General features: G+C 71.2%; 13 protein-coding genes. 2 read left to right on the top strand and 11 right to left on the bottom strand.

The features are described 5' to 3' along the window. The first annotated feature begins 37 nt into the window (after positions 1-37). Positions 38-1,531, top strand: a complete 1,494-nt coding sequence (locus QRX60_RS42690; protein ID WP_285997159.1) for a hypothetical protein — start codon at positions 38-40, stop codon at positions 1,529-1,531. Positions 1,532-1,549: 18 nt separating this feature from the next. On the opposite strand, the gene QRX60_RS42695 is transcribed toward QRX60_RS42690, so the two are convergent. Next, positions 1,550-2,461, bottom strand: a complete 912-nt coding sequence (locus tag QRX60_RS42695; protein WP_285997160.1) for an NADP-dependent oxidoreductase — start codon at positions 2,459-2,461, stop codon at positions 1,550-1,552. A 78-nt stretch (positions 2,462-2,539) separates the two neighbouring features. On the opposite strand from QRX60_RS42695, the gene QRX60_RS42700 reads away from it, so the two are divergent. Beyond that, the gene (locus QRX60_RS42700; RefSeq protein WP_285997161.1) at positions 2,540-3,100 is read left to right on the top strand and encodes a TetR/AcrR family transcriptional regulator; all 561 of its coding nucleotides are present in this window, start codon (positions 2,540-2,542) and stop codon (positions 3,098-3,100) included. Here QRX60_RS42700 and QRX60_RS42705 read toward each other — a convergent pair. The 10 genes from QRX60_RS42705 to QRX60_RS42750 form a co-directional block, all read right to left on the bottom strand. Next, complete coding sequence (locus tag QRX60_RS42705; RefSeq protein WP_285997162.1) at positions 3,097-4,920, bottom strand: OmpL47-type beta-barrel domain-containing protein; 1,824 nt, start codon at positions 4,918-4,920, stop codon at positions 3,097-3,099. The two genes, QRX60_RS42700 and QRX60_RS42705, sit on opposite strands and share 4 nt — an antisense overlap. 59 nt (positions 4,921-4,979) lie before the next feature. Then, positions 4,980-8,900 (bottom strand): ThuA domain-containing protein, encoded by a 3,921-nt coding sequence (locus tag QRX60_RS42710; protein WP_408630290.1) that lies wholly within the window; start codon positions 8,898-8,900, stop codon positions 4,980-4,982. Positions 8,901-8,937: 37 nt separating this feature from the next. Then, positions 8,938-9,918 (bottom strand): multicopper oxidase domain-containing protein, encoded by a 981-nt coding sequence (locus QRX60_RS42715; protein ID WP_285997164.1) that lies wholly within the window; start codon positions 9,916-9,918, stop codon positions 8,938-8,940. Between the two features lie 20 nt (positions 9,919-9,938). Further along, on the bottom strand, positions 9,939-10,790 hold the full coding sequence (locus QRX60_RS42720; protein WP_285997165.1) for a sugar phosphate isomerase/epimerase family protein: 852 nt from the start codon (positions 10,788-10,790) through the stop codon (positions 9,939-9,941). A 9-nt stretch (positions 10,791-10,799) separates the two neighbouring features. Beyond that, positions 10,800-11,804, bottom strand: coding sequence for a sugar phosphate isomerase/epimerase family protein (locus QRX60_RS42725; protein ID WP_285997166.1), 1,005 nt, complete (start codon positions 11,802-11,804; stop codon positions 10,800-10,802). After that, positions 11,801-12,949, bottom strand: coding sequence for a Gfo/Idh/MocA family protein (locus QRX60_RS42730; RefSeq protein ID WP_285997167.1), 1,149 nt, complete (start codon positions 12,947-12,949; stop codon positions 11,801-11,803). Before QRX60_RS42730 ends, QRX60_RS42725 begins: the two co-directional genes overlap by 4 nt. 78 nt (positions 12,950-13,027) lie before the next feature. Then, complete coding sequence (locus QRX60_RS42735; protein WP_285997168.1) at positions 13,028-14,083, bottom strand: substrate-binding domain-containing protein; 1,056 nt, start codon at positions 14,081-14,083, stop codon at positions 13,028-13,030. Positions 14,084-14,104: 21 nt separating this feature from the next. Beyond that, positions 14,105-15,103: an ABC transporter permease gene (locus tag QRX60_RS42740; protein ID WP_285997169.1), complete on the bottom strand. Its 999-nt coding sequence runs from the start codon at positions 15,101-15,103 to the stop codon at positions 14,105-14,107. Continuing rightward, a complete protein-coding gene (locus QRX60_RS42745; RefSeq protein ID WP_285997170.1) occupies positions 15,100-16,602 on the bottom strand; it encodes a sugar ABC transporter ATP-binding protein in 1,503 nt (500 codons plus the stop codon). The genes QRX60_RS42740 and QRX60_RS42745 overlap by 4 nt, the downstream gene beginning before the upstream one ends. Next, positions 16,599-17,768, bottom strand: a complete 1,170-nt coding sequence (locus QRX60_RS42750; protein ID WP_285997171.1) for an ROK family transcriptional regulator — start codon at positions 17,766-17,768, stop codon at positions 16,599-16,601. Before QRX60_RS42750 ends, QRX60_RS42745 begins: the two co-directional genes overlap by 4 nt. Positions 17,769-17,827: the final 59 nt, after the last annotated feature.

Here is a 17,827-nt window from a genome sequence, read left to right on the forward strand (position 1 = left end):
CCTGGCCCGCGCCGGCTTCGAGATAGCACGGCAGCCGGTGACCAAAGTGGACTTCGAGGTGCACCACGCGGCGGCCCGCCACGGCTACCTGCGCGAGCTCGTCTCCACCGACTCCGAGAGCACGGTCTTCCTGGAGACGCTGTGCTCGGCCACGAACGGCGCCGGCGTCGTGATCGGCACCCGCACCCGCAAACCCCTGGACGGCACCGAGGTGGTCGAGCGCGTCGACGGCCACCAGCCGGCGGAACGCCCGGAGCAGAACCCGGACGGCTGGGTGTTCCACCAGACGACCTCGCCCAACCCGACCTTCATCTACGAGTCCGCGCAGCGGTTCGAGGGCCTGATCGCGATCGACCCGGCGGCGCGCGAAGTGTGCGAGTGGCACGGCCTCGCCCTCCGCGACCTGATCCGGGAAATCTCCGACGCCGCGTCCTCGCTCGTCGACGCGCCGCTGCTGTCGCTGCAGTGCCCGGCCCAGCTGCCGACGGTCGTCAAGACCCGCAACCACGATCTCCGCACCCGCAAGGAGGTCGCGCCGCCGTGCGCGTCGCTGGCGGTCCGGTTCGCGATCGCGCTGCGGGACGCGTCCGCGGCCGCGCGGTTCGAGCTGGCCGACCGGTTCCGGGAGCTGTGCGAGAAGCACGGCTACAGCTTCTGGCTCGCCGACACGCGGCCGGGGCACCGGCAGGGCAACTGGTTCGAGGTCTCCCACGCCGACGGCGAGTTCTCGCCGCTGTACAAGGGCGACCTCCGGTCCCGGCAGCGGATCGGCACGATCCTGCCGGTGACGTTCGTCGGGCCCGCGCGGATCGGCTCCACGCACGCGATCGTCTCGTTCCTGCAGCGCTACCCCCAGGTGGGGGTGGTCGGCTGCGCGGGCACGACGCTGTCGGACGTCGCGTTCGTCCACCTGCAGCTGGCGATCCACGGCGTGGCCGCCGACCGGCTGAACCGCATCCTCGGCAAGCTGCTCGGCGAGGCGTCGACCCCGGCCAGGCCGCACAAACTGCTGCGCGAGCTGTTCAAGCGCCTCGGCCTGCCACCCGACCCCGACGGACCGGCGCCGTCCGCGCAGGACCCGACCGGCGACTACCAGACGTTCACCGGCCCCGCGTTCGCCTACCGCCCGTACCAGATGCCCGACTGCATGGCCGTGTGGGTGTCGTGGGAGATCGCCCGCCAGCACCGGGGCCTGGCCGCCCCGCTGGACTGCCTGTACCGCGCGCTGGCCCAGGTGGCGCCCCGGGTGTCACCGGAGACCACGGGCTCGGCGGGCGACCTGGCCACCGTCGAGTACCTCATCTGCCGCGCCACCGAGCAGTCGGTGGTCCGGGGCAAGGCGAAGCTGGCGGTGCCGAAGTCGGTCCTGCGCCAGTTCTCCTCGGGCGGCGTCGAACTTCCGGCGTCGAAGCTGTGCGCGTCGCTGGAAGAGGCGTGGAAGGCCCACGTGGACCAGTCCGGTGTGGACGGAGTGAGCGAGCTGACGGTGGCCTGGCGCGAGTCCTGGCTCGGCCATTGGACCTACTCGTAGCCGGGGCCACGCCGTCCGTTACAGCGTCAGCACGATCTTGCCGTGGACGTGCCGGCCCGCCTGCAGTTCCACCGCCTCGCGGACCTTTTCGACCGGGAACGTCCCCGCGATCGGCACCACGATCTCCCCCGCGAGGATCGCGTCGGTGATGCGCTCCATCGCGTCCGGGTCCGCGTCGACGCCTCCGGTCGCGCGCACGCCGCCGGGTGGGGTGGGGCCCGCCGCGATCGTCGAGATCCGCTCGGGTGGGATGCCGAGTGCGAGCGCCGCCTCGGCTGTTTCGGTGCCGAACAGGTCGGTTGCCGCCGTGGGGGCCAGGGACCGGACGCGGTCCGCCAGCCCGGGGCCGTAGGCGACCGGCGAGGCACCCAGCCGCCGCAGGAACTCGAACGTGCTCTCCCCCGCGGTGCCGATCACCCGGGCCCCCGCGAGCTTCGCCAGCTGCACGGCGAACACGCCCACCCCGCCCGCCGCGCCGCCGACCAAGAGCGTGTCGCCCGAGGTCAGGCCGATCGCCGCGAGGGCCGCCGCCGCGGTCAAGCCGGCCACCGGGAGCGTCGCCGCCACCTCGTCGGGGATGCCCGCCGGCGTCGGCCAAAGCGTCTCGGCCGGCATCGCCACCACCGCGTAATCCGCCGCCGCGCGAGCCATCACGCCGCCGAAGACGCGTTGGCCCACCGCGAAACCCGTGGCACCCTCGCCGACCTCGTCGACGACCCCGGCCAGGTCGTAGCCGAAACCCGACGGCACCGTGACGCCGAACTGCGCCGCCAGCGCCGGATGCGACGCCAGGCCCCAGTCCATCGGGTTCAGCCCCGCGGCCGCCACCCGGATCCGGATCTCGCCCGGCCCGGCGTGCGGCTCCGGCACCTCCCGCAGCTCCAGGACCTCGGGACCACCGAACTTCTCGTAAACGACAGCACGGCTCATGAGCCACCTCCAGAGTGATGAGACTTGGTCCCATCACCGTACACGAGGTGACGGGACCAAGTCCCGTACACTCGACCCATGGCCCGCTGGCAACCCCACGCATCGGAGCGGCTCGTCGCCGCCGCGCTCGACCTGTTCGAGGAGCGGGGCTACGAGAACACGACGGTGATCGACATCGCCGAGCGTGCCGGGCTGACGAAGAGCACCTTCTTCCGCCACTTCCCGGACAAGCGTGAGGTGCTCTTCGGCGGCGACACCCTCGCCGGGCGGCTCGCCGACGGGATCGCCGACGCCCCGGCCGCGGCCGGTCCGCTCGAAGCCGTCGCCCACGCCCTCGAGGCGCTCGGCCGCGAAACCTTCACCGCCGAGCGCCGTGAGTTCAGCGCCCGGCGAGGGGCCGTCATCGCCGCCAACCCCGAACTGCGGGAACGCGAGGCGCTGAAGGGCCTCGGGCTCACCGCGGCGATGGCCGAAGCCCTCGAACGCCGCGGTGTGCCCGATCCCGCCTCCCGCGTGGCCGCGCAGCTCGGCGCGCTCGTCATGACGCTCGCCTACGAACGCTGGAGCGACCCGGCCGGCCACGACGACTTCGGCGAAGCCGTCCGGCAGGCCCTCGCCGAGGTGAAAGCGGCCGGTTAGAGCGCCTTCTTCACGTCGCGCCCGCGGTCCGCGGCCGCGCCGCCGCCGATGTCCGACTCGATCGCCGCCGTCACGATGCGGTTCCGGTCGCCGCTCGACAGCACGCCGTTGCCGACCAGTTCCTGTGTCACCGCCTTCACGTGCTGCACGAACCGGTCGTGCGACGCGTATTCCGCGTTCTCGTCGATGACGTCGTTGAGCGTGCAGCCGTTGCCGATGTCGATGTTCTCGACCTGGCTGTCGACCCCGCCGATCACCACGGTCTCCCGGGTGTCCGAGACCGGGCAGGCGTCGGGCGGCGGAGTGGCCGTGACCACCGTGAACGCGCCGAACACCTCCAGCGAGCCGTTCCCGGCGACGTCCGTGGCCCGGGCACCCACGGTGTGCGCGCCGAGGGCGGAGACGACCACCGGTGCGGTGTACCGCGTCCACGCTCCACTGTCCACTTTGTACTCGACGGAGGCCACCCCGGACTCCGCGTCGGTGGCGGTCAGCGTCACGGTCGCCTGGCCGAGGTACGACCAGTCGCCGGTCTGCTTGCCGCTCACCGCGATGGACACCAGCGGCGCCGTCGTGTCCCCGCCGGCCACCACCGTGAAGGACACGCTCGCCGGAGCGGACGTGTTCCCGGCGACGTCCCGAGCGCGGTAGCCCACCGTGTGCGCCCCCACCGCGGTCACCGGAACCGGGGCCGCATAGGCGGTCCACGCACCACCGTCCACCTGGTACTCCACCGCGGCCACTCCCGACCCGGTGTCCGACGCCACGACCGTGACGGTCGCCTTGCCGACGTAGTTGCCGGCGTCGTCCTTCGTGCCGCCCACGGAAACCGTGACGACCGGCGGCGTCGTGTCGCTCTTCACCACGGTGAAGTGGGACATGCCTTCCGGTGAGGTGTTCCCGGCGGTATCGGTCGCCCGGAAGTGGACCATGTGCTCACCGGCCCCGGTCACCGCGACCGGCGCGGTGTAGGCGGTCCACGCCCCGCCGTCCAGCTGGTACTCCACGGACGCCACCGCCGAATCGGCGTCGGTCGCCGTCAGCTTCACCGTGGCGACGTCGACGTAGTTGCCGGAGGGGTCCTGCTGCCCGGTGATCGCCGCGGTCACCGTGGGCGGGGTCGTGTCCCCCTGCCCTTGGACGATCGTGAAGTGCGCCATGCCCTCTTCGGAGGTGTTCCCGGCGACGTCGGTGGCGCGGTAGTGGAGCATGTGCATGCCCACGGCGTTCACCACCACCGGCGCCGAGTAGGCGGTCCAGGTACCGCCGTCCAGCTGGTACTCGACCGAGGCCACGCCGGATCCCGCGTCGGTCGCGGACAGGGTCACCGTGGCGGACCCGAGGTAGTTGCCCGAGGGATCACGGTCACCGGCCACGGAAGCCGTCACCTCCGGCGCGGTGGTGTCGCCGCCACCGCCGTCGGAGACGACGAACTCCCCCACCATCGCCGTGTGGCCGGGGATCGTGCAGAAGTACCGGTACTTGCCCGGCGTGAGCGTCACGACGGCCTCGTGCCGCCCGTTCTGCGGGTCGAACGGGTTGGCCAGGACGTTCAGCGAGACGTCGTGGTTGTACCCCGGCGTCGACGTGTCGAACGTCAGGGTGTGCGACATCCCCGTCGTGTTGCCGGTGGCTTCGCTGTTCTCGAAGACGATGGTGGTCTCGCCGGGCAGGGCGCCGGTCGGCGCGGACGCGTATGCGGTGGTGCTGTCGCCCGCGGTCCAGGTCAGCGTCTGGACCGGCGCCGCCACCGCGGGGGTGGCCAGCCCGAGCACAGCCAGGAAACCGGCCAGCAGTAGTGCGATCAGTCGTGGGGACATCGCCGGAGGAACCTTCCCGTGAGGGATGGGGGCCGGGCGCGGGCCCGGCCCCCATCGCGCTACAGCTGCCGCACCCGGATGTTGCGGAACTCGATCAGGTCGTTGTCACTGTGGTTCTGCAGCCCGATGAACCCGCTGACGAACTGCCGCAGGTCGGTCGGCGGATCCCCGGCGCGCGAGGACTGCTGGCCCGGCGTGTTGTCGAACTCGTTGATCACCACGCCGTTGCGGATCATCGTGTAGTGCTGCCCGACGACCTTGATCTCGTACTCGTTCCACGTCGCCTTCGGCCGCGCCCCCGCCTGGTCGAGCGGGCGCGGGTCGAAGTTGTAGACCGACCCGGTCTTCTGCGGCTCGCCGGTGTCGCCGTCGTAGATCTGGATCTCGTGACCGCAGTAGATCGCGACCCACGCCTGCGACGTCCGCGCCGAGCCGACCGTGCCGCAGCTGCCCGGCGGCCGCTGGTCCAGCGGGGTCCGCGGGTCCGGGAACCGGACGAAGACGCCGCTGTTGGCCCGGTTCGGGTCCGGGGCGATGTCCTTGAACTGCAGCTTCACCGAGAAGTCGCCGAACTGGCGCTGGGCGTACCAGAGCATGCCCAGCCCGCCGGCCGAGCGGATCGACCCGTCGGGCTGGAGCGTGAACTGCCCGGACGGCGCCTGTTCCCAGCCGCGCAGCGACTGGGCCGTGCCGTCGAAGATCGCGTCGTAGCCGGTGGTCCCCGGCTTCCCGATCGGGGACGCCTCCGCCGCCGCGGTCAGCTCGGCCACCTCGGCGTCGTTCAGGACCCCGAGGTCGGAGAGCGTCTCGGTGGCCTGCTCGACGTGGTTGACGAACGCGGCGTGCGTGCTCCACGTGCCTTCGTCGTCGATGAAGTCGTCGACCGTGCAGCCACCACCGGCGTTGCGGTTCGGCACGCTCGTCAGGGTGTCCCCGAGTGTCACCGCGGGACCCGGATCGGCCACCGCACAGCCGACGTTGATCGCGGTCCGGGTGGTCACCGCTTCGCCGTTCGCGTAGGTCACGGTCAGCTTGGCGGTGAAGATCCCGGTGCGCGGGTAGGTGTGCCGCGGGTCGGCCTGGGTGGACACCGAGCCGTCGCCGAACTCCCAGCGGTAGGACACGCCGCCGGACTTCGACCCGGTGAACGCCGCCGTCAGCGCCTTGTTCTGCACCATCGTCGACGACGCGGCCGGCGCCGGGGTCGGGGCGCCCCCGGTGTAGCTGATCCTCAGCAGCTTCTGGTTGGCGTCCAGGGAGAAGAACCCGTTGCCGTAGTCGAGCACGTACAGCGCGCCGTCCGGCCCGAACTTGGCGTCCATCCAGCTCTGCACCCGGGTGTCGCCGGACCCGCCGGGGATGATCTGCCGGAACGTCTCGGCGAACACCGGCGGCTGGTGCGTCGGCACGCCCGCCGGGTCCACGGTCACCGCGACCCGGTTCTGGGAGTTGGACTCGTCGGCGATGAACCACTTGTTGTCCCAGTACTCCGGCCACGCCACGCCGCTGTTCGTGTTGACCAGCGAGCGGTGGTACGTCGGCCCGGACATGACCGCCTGGCCGCCGCCCCGCAGGTACGGCTCGGTGTAGGTGGCGTCCGCCGCGACGTAGGTCGGAATGGACGAGCCCGGCCGTTTCGGGAAGACCGGGCCGCCGCCGTCGGGCGAGTACCAGATCATGTTGTCCTTGATCGGCGGCAGGTTCACCAGGCCCGTGTTGCGCGGCGAGGTGTTCACCGGGTTGTCGCAGTCGTACCAGCCGGTCAGCTCCGCGGCGTTGGTGCTGCTGCGGTCGCGGTAGGGCTGCCGGTTGCCCATGCAGTACGGCCAGCCGTGGTTGCCGGCCTCGGTGATGACCGTCGCCGTCTCGTACTTCGCCGGCCCGAGCTCCGGGCTGGGCGACGACGCGTCGGGACCGACCCAGCCCGCCGTCATCCAGTTGTGCACCGGGTCGATCTGCAGCCGGGCGATGTTGCGGACGCCCATCACGTAGATCTCCGGGCGGGTCTTGTCCGCCGGGCCGTTCGGGAAGAGGTTGCCCTGCGGGATCGTGTACGTCCCGTTCGCCTCCGGGTGGATGCGCAGGATCTTGCCGTCGAGGTCGTTCGTGTTGCCCGCGGTGCGGCGCGCGTCCTGGAACGAGATGCCCTTGTAGTCGAGCGTCCAGTTGTTGCCCGAGTAGCCGTTCGAGCCGCCCGAGGAGTTGTTGTCCCCGGAGCCGATGTAGAGGTTGCCGTCCTTGTCGAACGCCATGCCGCCGCCGGCGTGGCAGCAGCTGTGGATCTGCACGTCCCAGGACAGCAGGTCCTTGCGCGTGGCCTGGTCGATGGTCTGCGCGGTGGCGTTGTAGGTGAACCGCGAGACCGTGCGCTTGCCGATCCGCTTGTCGCGGTCGATCGACTCGTGCGGCATCCAGTAGGCGTACATCCAGCCGTTCTCGGCGAACTTCGGGTCCAGTGCGAGCCCGAGCAGGCCTTCTTCGTTCTTGACGAGCTCGTCGCCGCTGCCGCGGTTGCCCATCACCCGCAACGTCGTGAGCAGCTTGACCTTCTTGGTGGCGGGGTCCCACTGGTGGATCGTGCCGCAGCCGAGGCCGACGTTCGGGTCGTCCCAGCTGACCACCGGACCGGTCGGGCAGGCCGCCTTGCCGACGTAGAACACCTTGCCGTCCGGGGCGATGGTGAGCCCGTGCGGCTCGCCGATCTGGTCGAGCTGCCCGGCCGCGTTCTTGCCGGTCAGCCGCTCGACCTTGTAGTTCGCGGCGATCCCGGCCTGGCAGTCGCCGCGCACCATGCCGGTCGTCCAGCGCAGGGCGCCGAGCAGGTGCTGCCGGAACTGCGCTTCGCCGTAGGACCCTTCGGTGCGGCCCATACCGGTGTAGAAGGAGCGGCCGCCGTCGTAGTCGCGGCACCAGGAGATCGGGTGGAACGCGCCGTTCGCGCCGACGCCCGGCTGGTAGCCCTTCTCCTCGACCTGGGCGACGGTGTGGACCGTGCCGACCGGGTTGGACTCCCAGTTGAGCCAGCGATCGGTCCGCGTCCAGTTCTGCGGCAGCCCGGCGGTGGCCGGGTGCTTCGCGTCCAGGACGTCGACGACGGCCTGCTGCGGCGCGGGCTCGGGCGGCGGCGGGGTCGTCGAGGTGTCCTTGAACAGCTTGAGGTCCGCCAGCTGGATGATCGGCTCACCCGAGTTCGCGGTGATGTTCAGCCGGTAGTTCGGGTAGACCGTGGTGTTGCTGAAGGTGAACGTCCGGGTCTGGAACCGGTCGGTGAACGTCTCGTTCGTGCGCGTGTCCAGGTCGGTCCACGTGGACCCGTCGGCCGAACCCTGCAGGGTCCAGTTCTTCGGGTCGCGGCCGGGGAAGTCGTTCGCCGACACCAGCGAGTAGCTGCTGACCGCGACCGGCGTGGCCATCTTGTAGGCCGCCCAGCCGGTCGTCGCGAACGTCAGCCACTTGGTGTTTTCGTTGTTGTCGGCCAGTTTCTCCTTGGTCTCGTTCGGCGGGTTCTCCGCGCTCGCGGTCACCGCCGCGACCGCCTCGGGCGTCGGGCGGGCGCCGACCGGGCGCGCGCCGATCAAGCCGGTGAACCACGTGGACGAGTCCTGCGCACGGGCGGCGTCGGAGATGCCGAGGAACCCGCCGCCGGCCTTCATGTAGGCCTGCAGCGCGGCTTCCTGGTCCCGCGCGAGCGTCACGCCCTGCGCGGACAGGAACACCACGCCGCGGTAGCGGGCGAGGTTCGCCGTGCTGAACACGGCGGGGTCCGACGAAGCCGTGACCGTGATGCCGTTGTCCTGGCCGAGCCGCGCGATCGCGTCCGCAGCGCGCAGCACCGGGTCCTTCTGGTCGCCCGCCGCGCCGTGGAAGACCAGCACGTTCACCGGGACGTTCACCACAGCGGGCGCCGCCTGCGCGACCGGCATCGCCATCAGCGGCGCACCGGCCGCGAGGACCGATCCGATGGCGAGCACGACCGCCATCCGCCGTCCGAACCACTTCCTCTTCATGGTTCCCCTCCTAAGCATGGGTGCGGCCGTCGGGGTTCGTCTCGTGCCCGGCGTGGCCGTGCTGCTTGAACCGGTCGATCGCTTCCTGCGCCCCGTCGGGCATCCCGCCGTCGGCGTTGCGGACCAGGAACAGGCCCACCATCCCGCCGTCGGAGTGGGTCTGGACGTGGCAGTGGTACATCCACACCCCCGGCCCGACGCCGTCGCCGGCGAGCACCTGGAAGCCGAACGAGCTGCCGGGGTCGAGGTTCTTGTTGTCGACGACCTGGGCGTTGTCGGTGGCACTGCTCAGCATCCCGGTGCGGGTGTCGGCCCAGCGGTGCCCGTGCAGGTGGAACGTGTGCGGCAGGCTGCCGTACCCGATGCAGACCCACTCGACGCGCTCGCCGAGGCGGGCCTCGAAGATCGGGGTGTCGGGTGCCATCTCGTGGTTGATCATCATCTCGTTGAACACGACGGTGTACTGCTTGCTGGGCAACAGGTCGCCGCGCTTGCGCACGATGAGCCCGCCGTAGAGCCCGCGGGCGAGACCGCCGGTGCCGTGGTCGGTGCCCATCGCGTGGTCGTGGTAGTGCCAGTACCCGGCGCTGCCCGGTGTCCAGAACCCGCCACTGGCCTCGGCCCTGGTCCGCGTGCGCCAGGTGTAGGTCCGCGTCTCGCGCGGGTTGTTGAACGACGCGTTGAGCGGAGCGCCGTCGGACGCGGTGTCGTAGTTGACGCCGTGCGGGTGGATGGACAGCCGCTGGTCGGTCGTGTTGACCAGTTCGACCTCGAGCGTGTCGCCCTCGTAGATCTCCAGCAGCGGACCGGGGATCGTCGCCTTCCCCGGCTCGAGACCGTAGCCGTACCGGCCGCCGGGCAGCGCTTCGGCGTAGATCGTGATCCGGCGGGTCAGGCCCGCCGCCGAGGCCGTCCCGGCGGCGACCCCGACGGCGGGCGCGAGCACGCCCGCGGCGGTTCCGGCCAGCATCGACCGACGTGACACTCGCATGTGGATTCCCCCGGGGAGTCTCAGAACCGCACGGTGCGGAGGTATTCGAAGCCGACCTTGGCGGTGTTCAGCGGATCGGTGGGCTGGTCGTGCTCGACGATGTACTCGCTGATGGTGTGGCAGGACGCGGCGAAGATGCGCGGGAAGTCGATGACGCCGGTGCCGGGGTCGGTCATCTGGCCGTCCGCGGTCCGGTCCTTGACGTGGTACTGCGTCACGCGCGGGTGGTTCCGCCGGAACAGCTCGACCGGGTCGGCGCCGCCGGTCACCGCCCAGAAGAGGTCGATCTCCAGGTGCACGTCCCGCTTGTTCGTCTTCGCGGTGAGGACGTCGTACGGGAGCACGCCGTCGATCGCGGCGAACTCGTGGGCGTGGTTGTGGTAGCCGAGCTTGATACCGGCCTTCTTGAACGCCACCGCGGCGGTGTTCAGGCGGCCCGCGAAAGCCTCCCATTCGGCGATGGTGCCGAACTGCGCGAACGGCACGTCCGCCAGGGTGTTGCCGAGGACCTTGGCGTCGGCGATCGTCTGGTTCAGGTCGCCGTCGATGCCGACGTGCGTCGAGGACGCCTTGAGGTGGCACCGGTCGAGGATGGCGCGGAACTCGGTGGCGCTGCGGCCGTACGTCCCGGCCAGCTCGACCTTCCGGTAGCCGATGTCGGCCAGCGCGGACAGCGTGCCTTCGGGGTCGTTCTGCAGCAGCGAACGCAGGGAGTAGAGCTGGATGCTGATCTTGTCGAGCGGGATGCGCCGGCGGGCCGGGGAGGCGCCCGCGGTGCCGGGCAACGCGACCGCGGCTCCTACCGCGAGCGCCGCTGTCGCCACGTTCAGGATCGTCCTTCGGGAGTACTGCTCAGCTTCGTGACCGCACATGGAACTCCCTCATCTCTGGTTGCTGAAAGCCGCGTCGAAAGCCGCCGACGGCTGGTCGAACAGGTGCTCGCGCAGGTACTTCACCGCCTCCGCCGCGCCGCGGAGGCGGTCCATCCCGGCGTCCTCCCACTCCACCGAGACCGGCCCGGTGTACCCGATCGAGTTCAGCGCCCGGAAGCAGTCCTCCCAGGGGACGTCGCCGTGGCCGACGGACACGAAGTCCCAGCCCCGCCGCGGGTTCGCCCAGGCCAGGTGGGAACCGAGCCGGCCGTTGCGGCCGTCGAAGCGCTTCTTCGTGTCCTTGCAGTCGACGTGGTAGATCCGGTCGGCGAAGTCGAGGATGAACCCCACCGGGTCGAGGTCCTGCCAGACGAAGTGCGACGGGTCCCAGTTCAGCCCGAAGGCCGGCCGGTGGTCCACGGCTTCGAGCGCCCGCTGGGTGGTCCAGTAGTCGTACGCGATCTCCGAGGGGTGCACCTCGTGCGCGAAGCGGACGCCCACCTCGTCGAAGACGTCGAGGATCGGGTTCCAGCGGCGCGCGAAGTCCGCGTAGCCGTCATCGATGTCATCCTGCGAGACGGGCGGGAACATGGCGACGTACTTCCAGATCTTCGACCCGGTGAACCCGATCACCGTGTCAACGCCGAGTTTCGCCGCCGCCCGCGCGGTGTCGGCCATTTCCGCGGCGGCCCGTTGCCGGACGCCCTCGGGCTCGCCGTCGCCCCAGATCCGGGACGGGAGGATCGCGCGGTGCCGGTGGTCGATCGGGTCGTCGCAGACGGCCTGCCCGACGAGGTGGTTCGAGATCGCCCACACCTTGAGCCCGTGCTCGGCGAGCAGGGCCAGCCGAGCGGGGACGTAGTCCTCTTCGGACAGTGCGCGGTCGACCTCGAAGTGGTCACCCGAGCAAGCGATTTCCAGGCCGTCGTAACCCCAGTCCGCGGCGAGCTTGCAGACCTCGGTGAACGGCAGGTCGGCCCACTGGCCGGTGAACAACGTGACGGGACGGCTCATTTCCCCTCCTCCACCGCGGTCCAGGTCGCCTGCGCGGCCGCGCTCTTCTCGACGGCGTCCAGCACGCGCTGCACGCGCAGGCCGTCGTCGAAGCTCGGCGCCGGGTCGGTGCCCGCGCCGATGGCGCCGAGGAAGTCGGCGACCTCGTGCGTGAACGTGTGCTCGTAGCCGAGCAGGTGGCCCGGCGGCCACCACGCGCCGACGTACGGGTGCTGCGGCTCGGTGACGAGGATGCGGCGGAAGCCGGCCTCGGTACCGCTGCCCTCGTACCACTGGAGTTCGTTCATCGACTCGAAGTCGAACGCCAGACTCGCCTTCGACCCGTTGACCTCCAGCCGCATCGCGTTCTTGCGGCCCAGCGCGAACCGGGTCGCCTCGAAGCTCGCCACGGCTCCCCCGGAAAGCCGGGCCAGGAACAACGCGGTGTCGTCGACCGTCACCTCGTCCGTCCCGCCGCCTTCGGACGGCCGCTGCTTCACGAAGGTGTTCGTCAGCGCCGAGACCCCGGTGATCACTTCGCCCGTGACGAACTGGGCGGCGTCGACGATGTGCGCGCCGAGGTCGCCCAGCGCGCCCGAACCGGCGGACTCCTTGCGCAGCCGCCAGGTCATCGGCGCCCGCGGGTCGGACAGCCAGTCCTGCAGGTAGACCGACCGCACGTGCCGGATCTCGCCGAGCGCCCCGCTCGCCACCAGGTTCCTGGCGTGGGCGAGCGCGGGCACCCGGCGGTAGTTGAACGCGACCATGGCCCGTACCCCGCGTTCACGGGCCCGCCGCGCCGCCTCGGCCATCGCCTCGGCCTCGGCCACCGAATTGGCCAGGGGCTTCTCGCACAGCACGTGCTTCCCGGCTTCCAGCGCGGCGATCGCGATCTCCGCGTGGCTGTCGCCCGGCGTGCAGATGTCGACCAGGCCGACGTCGTCGCGCACGACCAGCTTCCGCCAGTCGGTCTCGACGTCGGCCCAGCCGAACCGCTGCGCCGCCGCCTTGGCCCGGGTCTCGTCGCGGCCGGCGAGGACGGCGAGTCTCGGCACCAGCGGTGGGTCGAAGAACCGGTGCACACTGCGCCACGCGTGGGAGTGCACCGCACCCATGAACGCGTGGCCCACCATCCCGATCCCGATCGTTTCCCGTGCCGGGCTCATACCCCTCCTTGTGTTCTCGGTGCGGGTGGTCGTGAGTGTTCAGGGCGGTTAGAACCGCCCTGAACACTCACGACGGGGTCAGGAGTCGAAGCCGACGTCGAGGTACTGGTCGACGTTCTCCTTGGTGACGACCGCGGAGTACGTGGTGATCTCGGCCGGGATGTCGTGCTCGGCCAGGTCGCCGATCCCCTTGCCCTGCCCGAGCAGCCGGGCCAGCGCGATCGCCGTCGAGGCCATCGACGGGCTGTAGAGCACGGTCGCTTTGATCGGCGACGCGTCCGCCTTGATCAGGTTCATCATGTTCTTCGAGCCGGCACCGCCGACCATCAGGAACTCCTTGCGGCCCGCGGTGTCGATCGCGGCGTTGACGCCGATGCCCTGGTCGTCGTCGTGGTTCCAGAGGGCGTCCAGCTTGGGCGCACCCTGGAGCAGGTTCGCCGTCTGCTGCTCACCCGACTCCGACGTGAACTGCGCCGAGACCCGCGGGCCGACCTTGAACCCGGCCCGCCCCAGCGCGTCCGCGAAGCCCTTGCTGCGTTCCTGGGTCAGGGGCAGCGAGTCGATCCCGGCGACCTCGCCGATGATCGGGTTGGCGACGTTCTTCGCCTTCAGCTGCTTGGCGATGTAGTTGCCGGCGTTGACGCCCATGCGGTAGTTGTCGCCGCCGATCCACGTGCGGTACGCCAGCGGGGTGTCGAAGACGCGGTCCAGGTTGATCACCGGGATCCCCGCGTCCATCGCCTGCTGCCCGACCGAGGTGAGCGCCTTGCCGTCGAACGGCAGGATCACCAGGACGTCGACCTTGGCGTTGATCAGCGTCTCCACCTGGGAGATCTGCTGGTTGACGTCGTTGGTGCCTTCGGTGGCGTTGAACTTCACCTCGCTGAACTTCTGCGCCTGCGCCTTGGCGTTCTTGGTGATCGCCGCGATCCAGCCGTGGTCGGCGGCCGGCGCGGAGAAGCCGATGGTGACCGGCTTTCCCGGCTGGGCGTTGGTGCCGGCGTTCGCGACCGGCGCGTTCGACTCGGAGTTCGCCGGCGTGTTCGACGTGCAGCCGGCCAGCAGCGCGCCGGCGCCGACGGCGGCCCCGCCCAGCAGGAACCCCCGGCGGCCGAGGAAGGGTTGTTCGGCCATGGTGACCTCCATCGGTGGTGACTAAGGACTTGTCCTGGCTTTCCTGGCCCGGAACTGCAAGAGCACGGCGAGCACGATGATCACGCCCTTGGCGATGTTCTGGATGTCGGTGTCCAGGTTGTTGAGCGTGAAGAGGTTGGACAGCACCGTGAAGATCAGCACGCCGATCAGGGTGCCGATCAGCGAACCGCGGCCGCCGGTGAGCAGCGTGCCGCCGATGACCACCGCCGCGATCGCGTCGAGCTCGTAGAACATGCCGTTGGTCGACGCGCCCGCCGTCGTCCGCGCGACGACCATGAGCGCGGCGATCCCGCAGCACAGGCCGGCCACGCCGTAGACGAGCGCGAGGTGGCGCTTGACGTTGATCCCGGCCAGCCGCGACGCCTCGATGTTGCCGCCGACCGCGTAGGTCCGGCGGCCGAAGGTGGTGCGGTTGAGCACGACCCAGCCGACCGCGAACACCAGCGCGAAGAGCCAGATCAGCACCGGGATGCCGAGCAGGTCGCCGCGGAAGAAGGCGAGGAAGTCCTGGTCGGCGACGACCTGCGTGCGGCGGCCGCTGATCCGCTCGGCGAGCCCGCGCGCCGAGACGTACATCGCCAGCGTCGCGATGAACGGCACGACCTTGCCGTAGGCCACGAGCACGCCGTTGACCAGCCCGCAGCCGAGGCCGACCGCCAGTCCGCAGAGGACCATCACCCACGGCCCGTAGGACTGGGTGGCCAGGGTGGTGAGCCAGACGCCGGCCAGGCCGACCATCGAGCCGACGGAAAGGTCGATGCCGCCGCTGATGATCACGAACGTCATCCCGACGCTGACCACGCCGATGGCCGCGGCCAGCCGCAGGATCGTGGAGATGTTGCTTTCGGTGAAGAACAGCTCGGGCCGGGTGAACTGGCCGACCAGGCAGAGCACGACGAGCACCCCGGCCAGGCCGAGCAGGCGCGGGTCGGCCCGGAAGGAGAACCGCTTCCGTTCGACGGGAAGCGCTTCCTGTGGCGGTGCTTGGGTTTCGGTCATGCCGCGCTCCCCTCGAGAATCACGTCGAGCACCTCGGCCTCGGTCAGCCCGGCCGACGGCCGGTCGGCGAGGACGCGGCCCTCGCGCAGCACCAGCACCCGGTCGGACAGCCCCAGCACCTCGGGGATCTCGCTGGACACCAGCACGATCGCCACGCCGCTCGCGGCCAGCTCGTCGATCAGCCGGTACAGCTCGGCGCGGGCGCCGACGTCGACGCCGCGCGTCGGCTCGTCCAGCAGCAGCACGCGGCAGCCGCGGACCAGCCACCGCGCGAGCACCGCCTTCTGCTGGTTGCCGCCGGACAGCGTGCGGACGATCCGCCGCGGGTCGGCGGGCCGCAGGTCGAGGCGCCGCAGGCTCGCGCCCGCGTCGTCCAGCTCCTTCGCGCGCTCGGTGAACCCGAACTTCGCGTACCGGCCGAGACTGGCCAGCGTCACGTTGTGGGCCACCGACAGGTCCAGCAGGAGGCCCTGGCTCTTGCGTTCCTCCGGGGCCAGCCCGATCCCCGCCTTGACGGCGGCGAGGACGCTGCCGGGGCGGAGCGGTTTCCCCTGCGCCGTCACCGTTCCGCTGTCGGCGCGCCGGGCACCGAAGATCGTCTCCAGCAGCTCGCTGCGGCCGGAGCCGACCAGCCCGGCGATCCCGACGACCTCCCCGGCGTGGACGGTGAAGCTCACGTCCTCGAACTCGCCGGCCCGGGACAGGCCGTCGACCTCGAGCGCCAGGGAGGTCCGGTCCGCGTGCCCGTCGTGCCGGGGGCCGAAGACCGTCTCGACCTTGCGCCCGGCCATCAGCGCGACGAGGTCCGCGGTCGGCGTGGTGCGGGCGTCGAGCCCGATGCCGACGGTGCGGCCGTCCTTGAGCACGGTCACCCGGTGCCCGATCCGGCGCAGCTCCTCGAGCCGGTGCGAGATGTAGACGACCGCGACGCCGTCGGCGGTCAGCTCGCCGACGATGCGGAAGAGGTTGTCGACCTCGTCGCCGGCCAGCGCGGCGGTGGGCTCGTCCATCACGAGCAGCCGGGCGTCGTGGGCCAGCGCGCGGGCCATCGACACCAGCTGCTGCCCCGCCGCGGACAGCTTGCCGACCTCGTGCCACGGCCGGATGCCGGGGTGCCCCAGCCGGGCCATCAGCCGCGCGGCTTCGTCGCGGGCCTGCGAGATCCGCGTGAACCCGAGCCGGGCGCGTTCGTGGCCGAGAAAGATGTTGTCCGCCACCGAAAGCCCGGGTACCAGGTCGAGCTCCTGGTACATGGTGGCGATGCCGAGGCGCAGCGCGTCGACCGGCGAGCCGAGCGAGACCGGCTCGCCCTGCCAGGTGATCTCGCCCCCGTCCGGCCGGTGCGCCCCGGACAGGACCTTGATCAGCGTCGACTTCCCCGCGCCGTTCTGCCCGAGCAGGCAGTGCACCTCGCCCGGTTCGACGTCGAGGTCGACCCCGTCGAGCGCGCGCACCCCCGGGAAGCTCTTCACGATCCCGCGAACGGAAAGCAGGCTCATACCGAGGCCTCCTCGGTGCCGGGGGCGAGCGTGGGGTCGGCGAAGAGCCGTTCCGCCGCCAGGTGGGCAGCGCCGCGCAGCGGGGCCCGGAGGCCGAGCTCCGAGGGCACCACCCGGGCGTGCAGTCCCGACTGGGCATGCGCGGCGAGCTCGACGCGGACCGGTTCCACCAGCCACTCCCCGAGCTCCGCGAAGTAGCCGCCGAGGACGACGACGTCCGGGTCGAGCACATCGACCACAGTGGACAGTGCGATCCCGAGCGCGACGCCGAGCTCGTGCACCGCCGTGGCCGCGCGCTGGTCGCCGCGCCGGACGCGGTGCTTCAGCAGCGTCACCCGGCCTTCGACGCCGAGGGCGGGGTCGTGCAGGGGGTCACCGGGTGCCGCGGCCGCGCGCAGGAGCGCGGCCAGGTTCGCCTTCGTCTCCAGGCAGCCCGTCCGGCCGCAGGTGCACCGCGCGCCGGACGGGTCGACGGCGATGTGCCCGGCCTCGCCCGCGAAGCCGCGCGCACCGCGCAGGATCACGCCGCCGGAGACGAATCCGCCGCCGACGGCCGGGCCGCCGCCGAGGTAGAACAGTTCGCTCCCGACGCCGGCGGCCGACTCGGCGAGCGCGCCGAGGTTGGCGTCGTTGTCCACGGCGACCGCGTCGACCGGCAGGTTCAGACGGGCCGCCATCAGGCCGGCGATCTCCGCGTCGCGCCAGCGCAGGGCCGGGGCCAGCCGCAGCACGGCGGCGGCCGAGTCGACCAGCCCGGGCACCGCGATCGCGACGCCGACAGGTGGGCCGGGCAGCACCCGGTGGGCGAGGCGGGCGAGTTCGTCCATGCCGCACTGCAACCCGGCCGCGGCGACGTCGACGGTCTCCGCGTGCTCGGCCAGGACGCGCCCGGACAGGTCGGTGACCACGGCGGACAGCCGGTCCGCCTCGATGCTCAGAGCCAGTGCGAACGCGTCTTCGCCGTCCAGTTCGACCAGCCGGCTCGGTCGGCCGTTGCCGGGGAGGACACCGGCGGGCCGGACCAGGCCCCGCTCCGCGAGTTCGGCGAGCAGTCCGGGAACTGCGGACTTCGCGACCCCGCAGCGTGCGGCCAGCTGCGTGCGGGAGAGAGGGCCCGTGCGCAGCGCCCGCAGGACCGCGGCCAGGTTCGCCGTACGCGGGCTCACCGGATCGGCTCGCCTGGTACCGGTAACGGCCACGTTGCCCTCACAAGTGCTGCGTACTG

The sequence above is a fragment of the Amycolatopsis mongoliensis genome (assembly GCF_030285665.1).
Taxonomy (GTDB): domain Bacteria; phylum Actinomycetota; class Actinomycetes; order Mycobacteriales; family Pseudonocardiaceae; genus Amycolatopsis; species Amycolatopsis mongoliensis.

Coding starts and splice junctions, on each gene's coding strand:
- QRX60_RS42700 (WP_285997161.1), top strand. CDS start 2,540: ATGGCCCGCTGGCAACCCCACGCATCGGAGCGGCTCGTCGCCGCCGCG.
- QRX60_RS42730 (WP_285997167.1), bottom strand. CDS start 12,949: ATGAGCCCGGCACGGGAAACGATCGGGATCGGGATGGTGGGCCACGCG.
- QRX60_RS42745 (WP_285997170.1), bottom strand. CDS start 16,602: ATGAGCCTGCTTTCCGTTCGCGGGATCGTGAAGAGCTTCCCGGGGGTG.
- QRX60_RS42710 (WP_408630290.1), bottom strand. CDS start 8,900: ATGGCGGTCGTGCTCGCCATCGGATCGGTCCTCGCGGCCGGTGCGCCG.
- QRX60_RS42725 (WP_285997166.1), bottom strand. CDS start 11,804: ATGAGCCGTCCCGTCACGTTGTTCACCGGCCAGTGGGCCGACCTGCCG.
- QRX60_RS42715 (WP_285997164.1), bottom strand. CDS start 9,918: ATGCGAGTGTCACGTCGGTCGATGCTGGCCGGAACCGCCGCGGGCGTG.
- QRX60_RS42695 (WP_285997160.1), bottom strand. CDS start 2,461: ATGAGCCGTGCTGTCGTTTACGAGAAGTTCGGTGGTCCCGAGGTCCTG.
- QRX60_RS42740 (WP_285997169.1), bottom strand. CDS start 15,103: ATGACCGAAACCCAAGCACCGCCACAGGAAGCGCTTCCCGTCGAACGG.
- QRX60_RS42705 (WP_285997162.1), bottom strand. CDS start 4,920: ATGTCCCCACGACTGATCGCACTACTGCTGGCCGGTTTCCTGGCTGTG.
- QRX60_RS42720 (WP_285997165.1), bottom strand. CDS start 10,790: ATGTGCGGTCACGAAGCTGAGCAGTACTCCCGAAGGACGATCCTGAAC.
- QRX60_RS42735 (WP_285997168.1), bottom strand. CDS start 14,083: ATGGCCGAACAACCCTTCCTCGGCCGCCGGGGGTTCCTGCTGGGCGGG.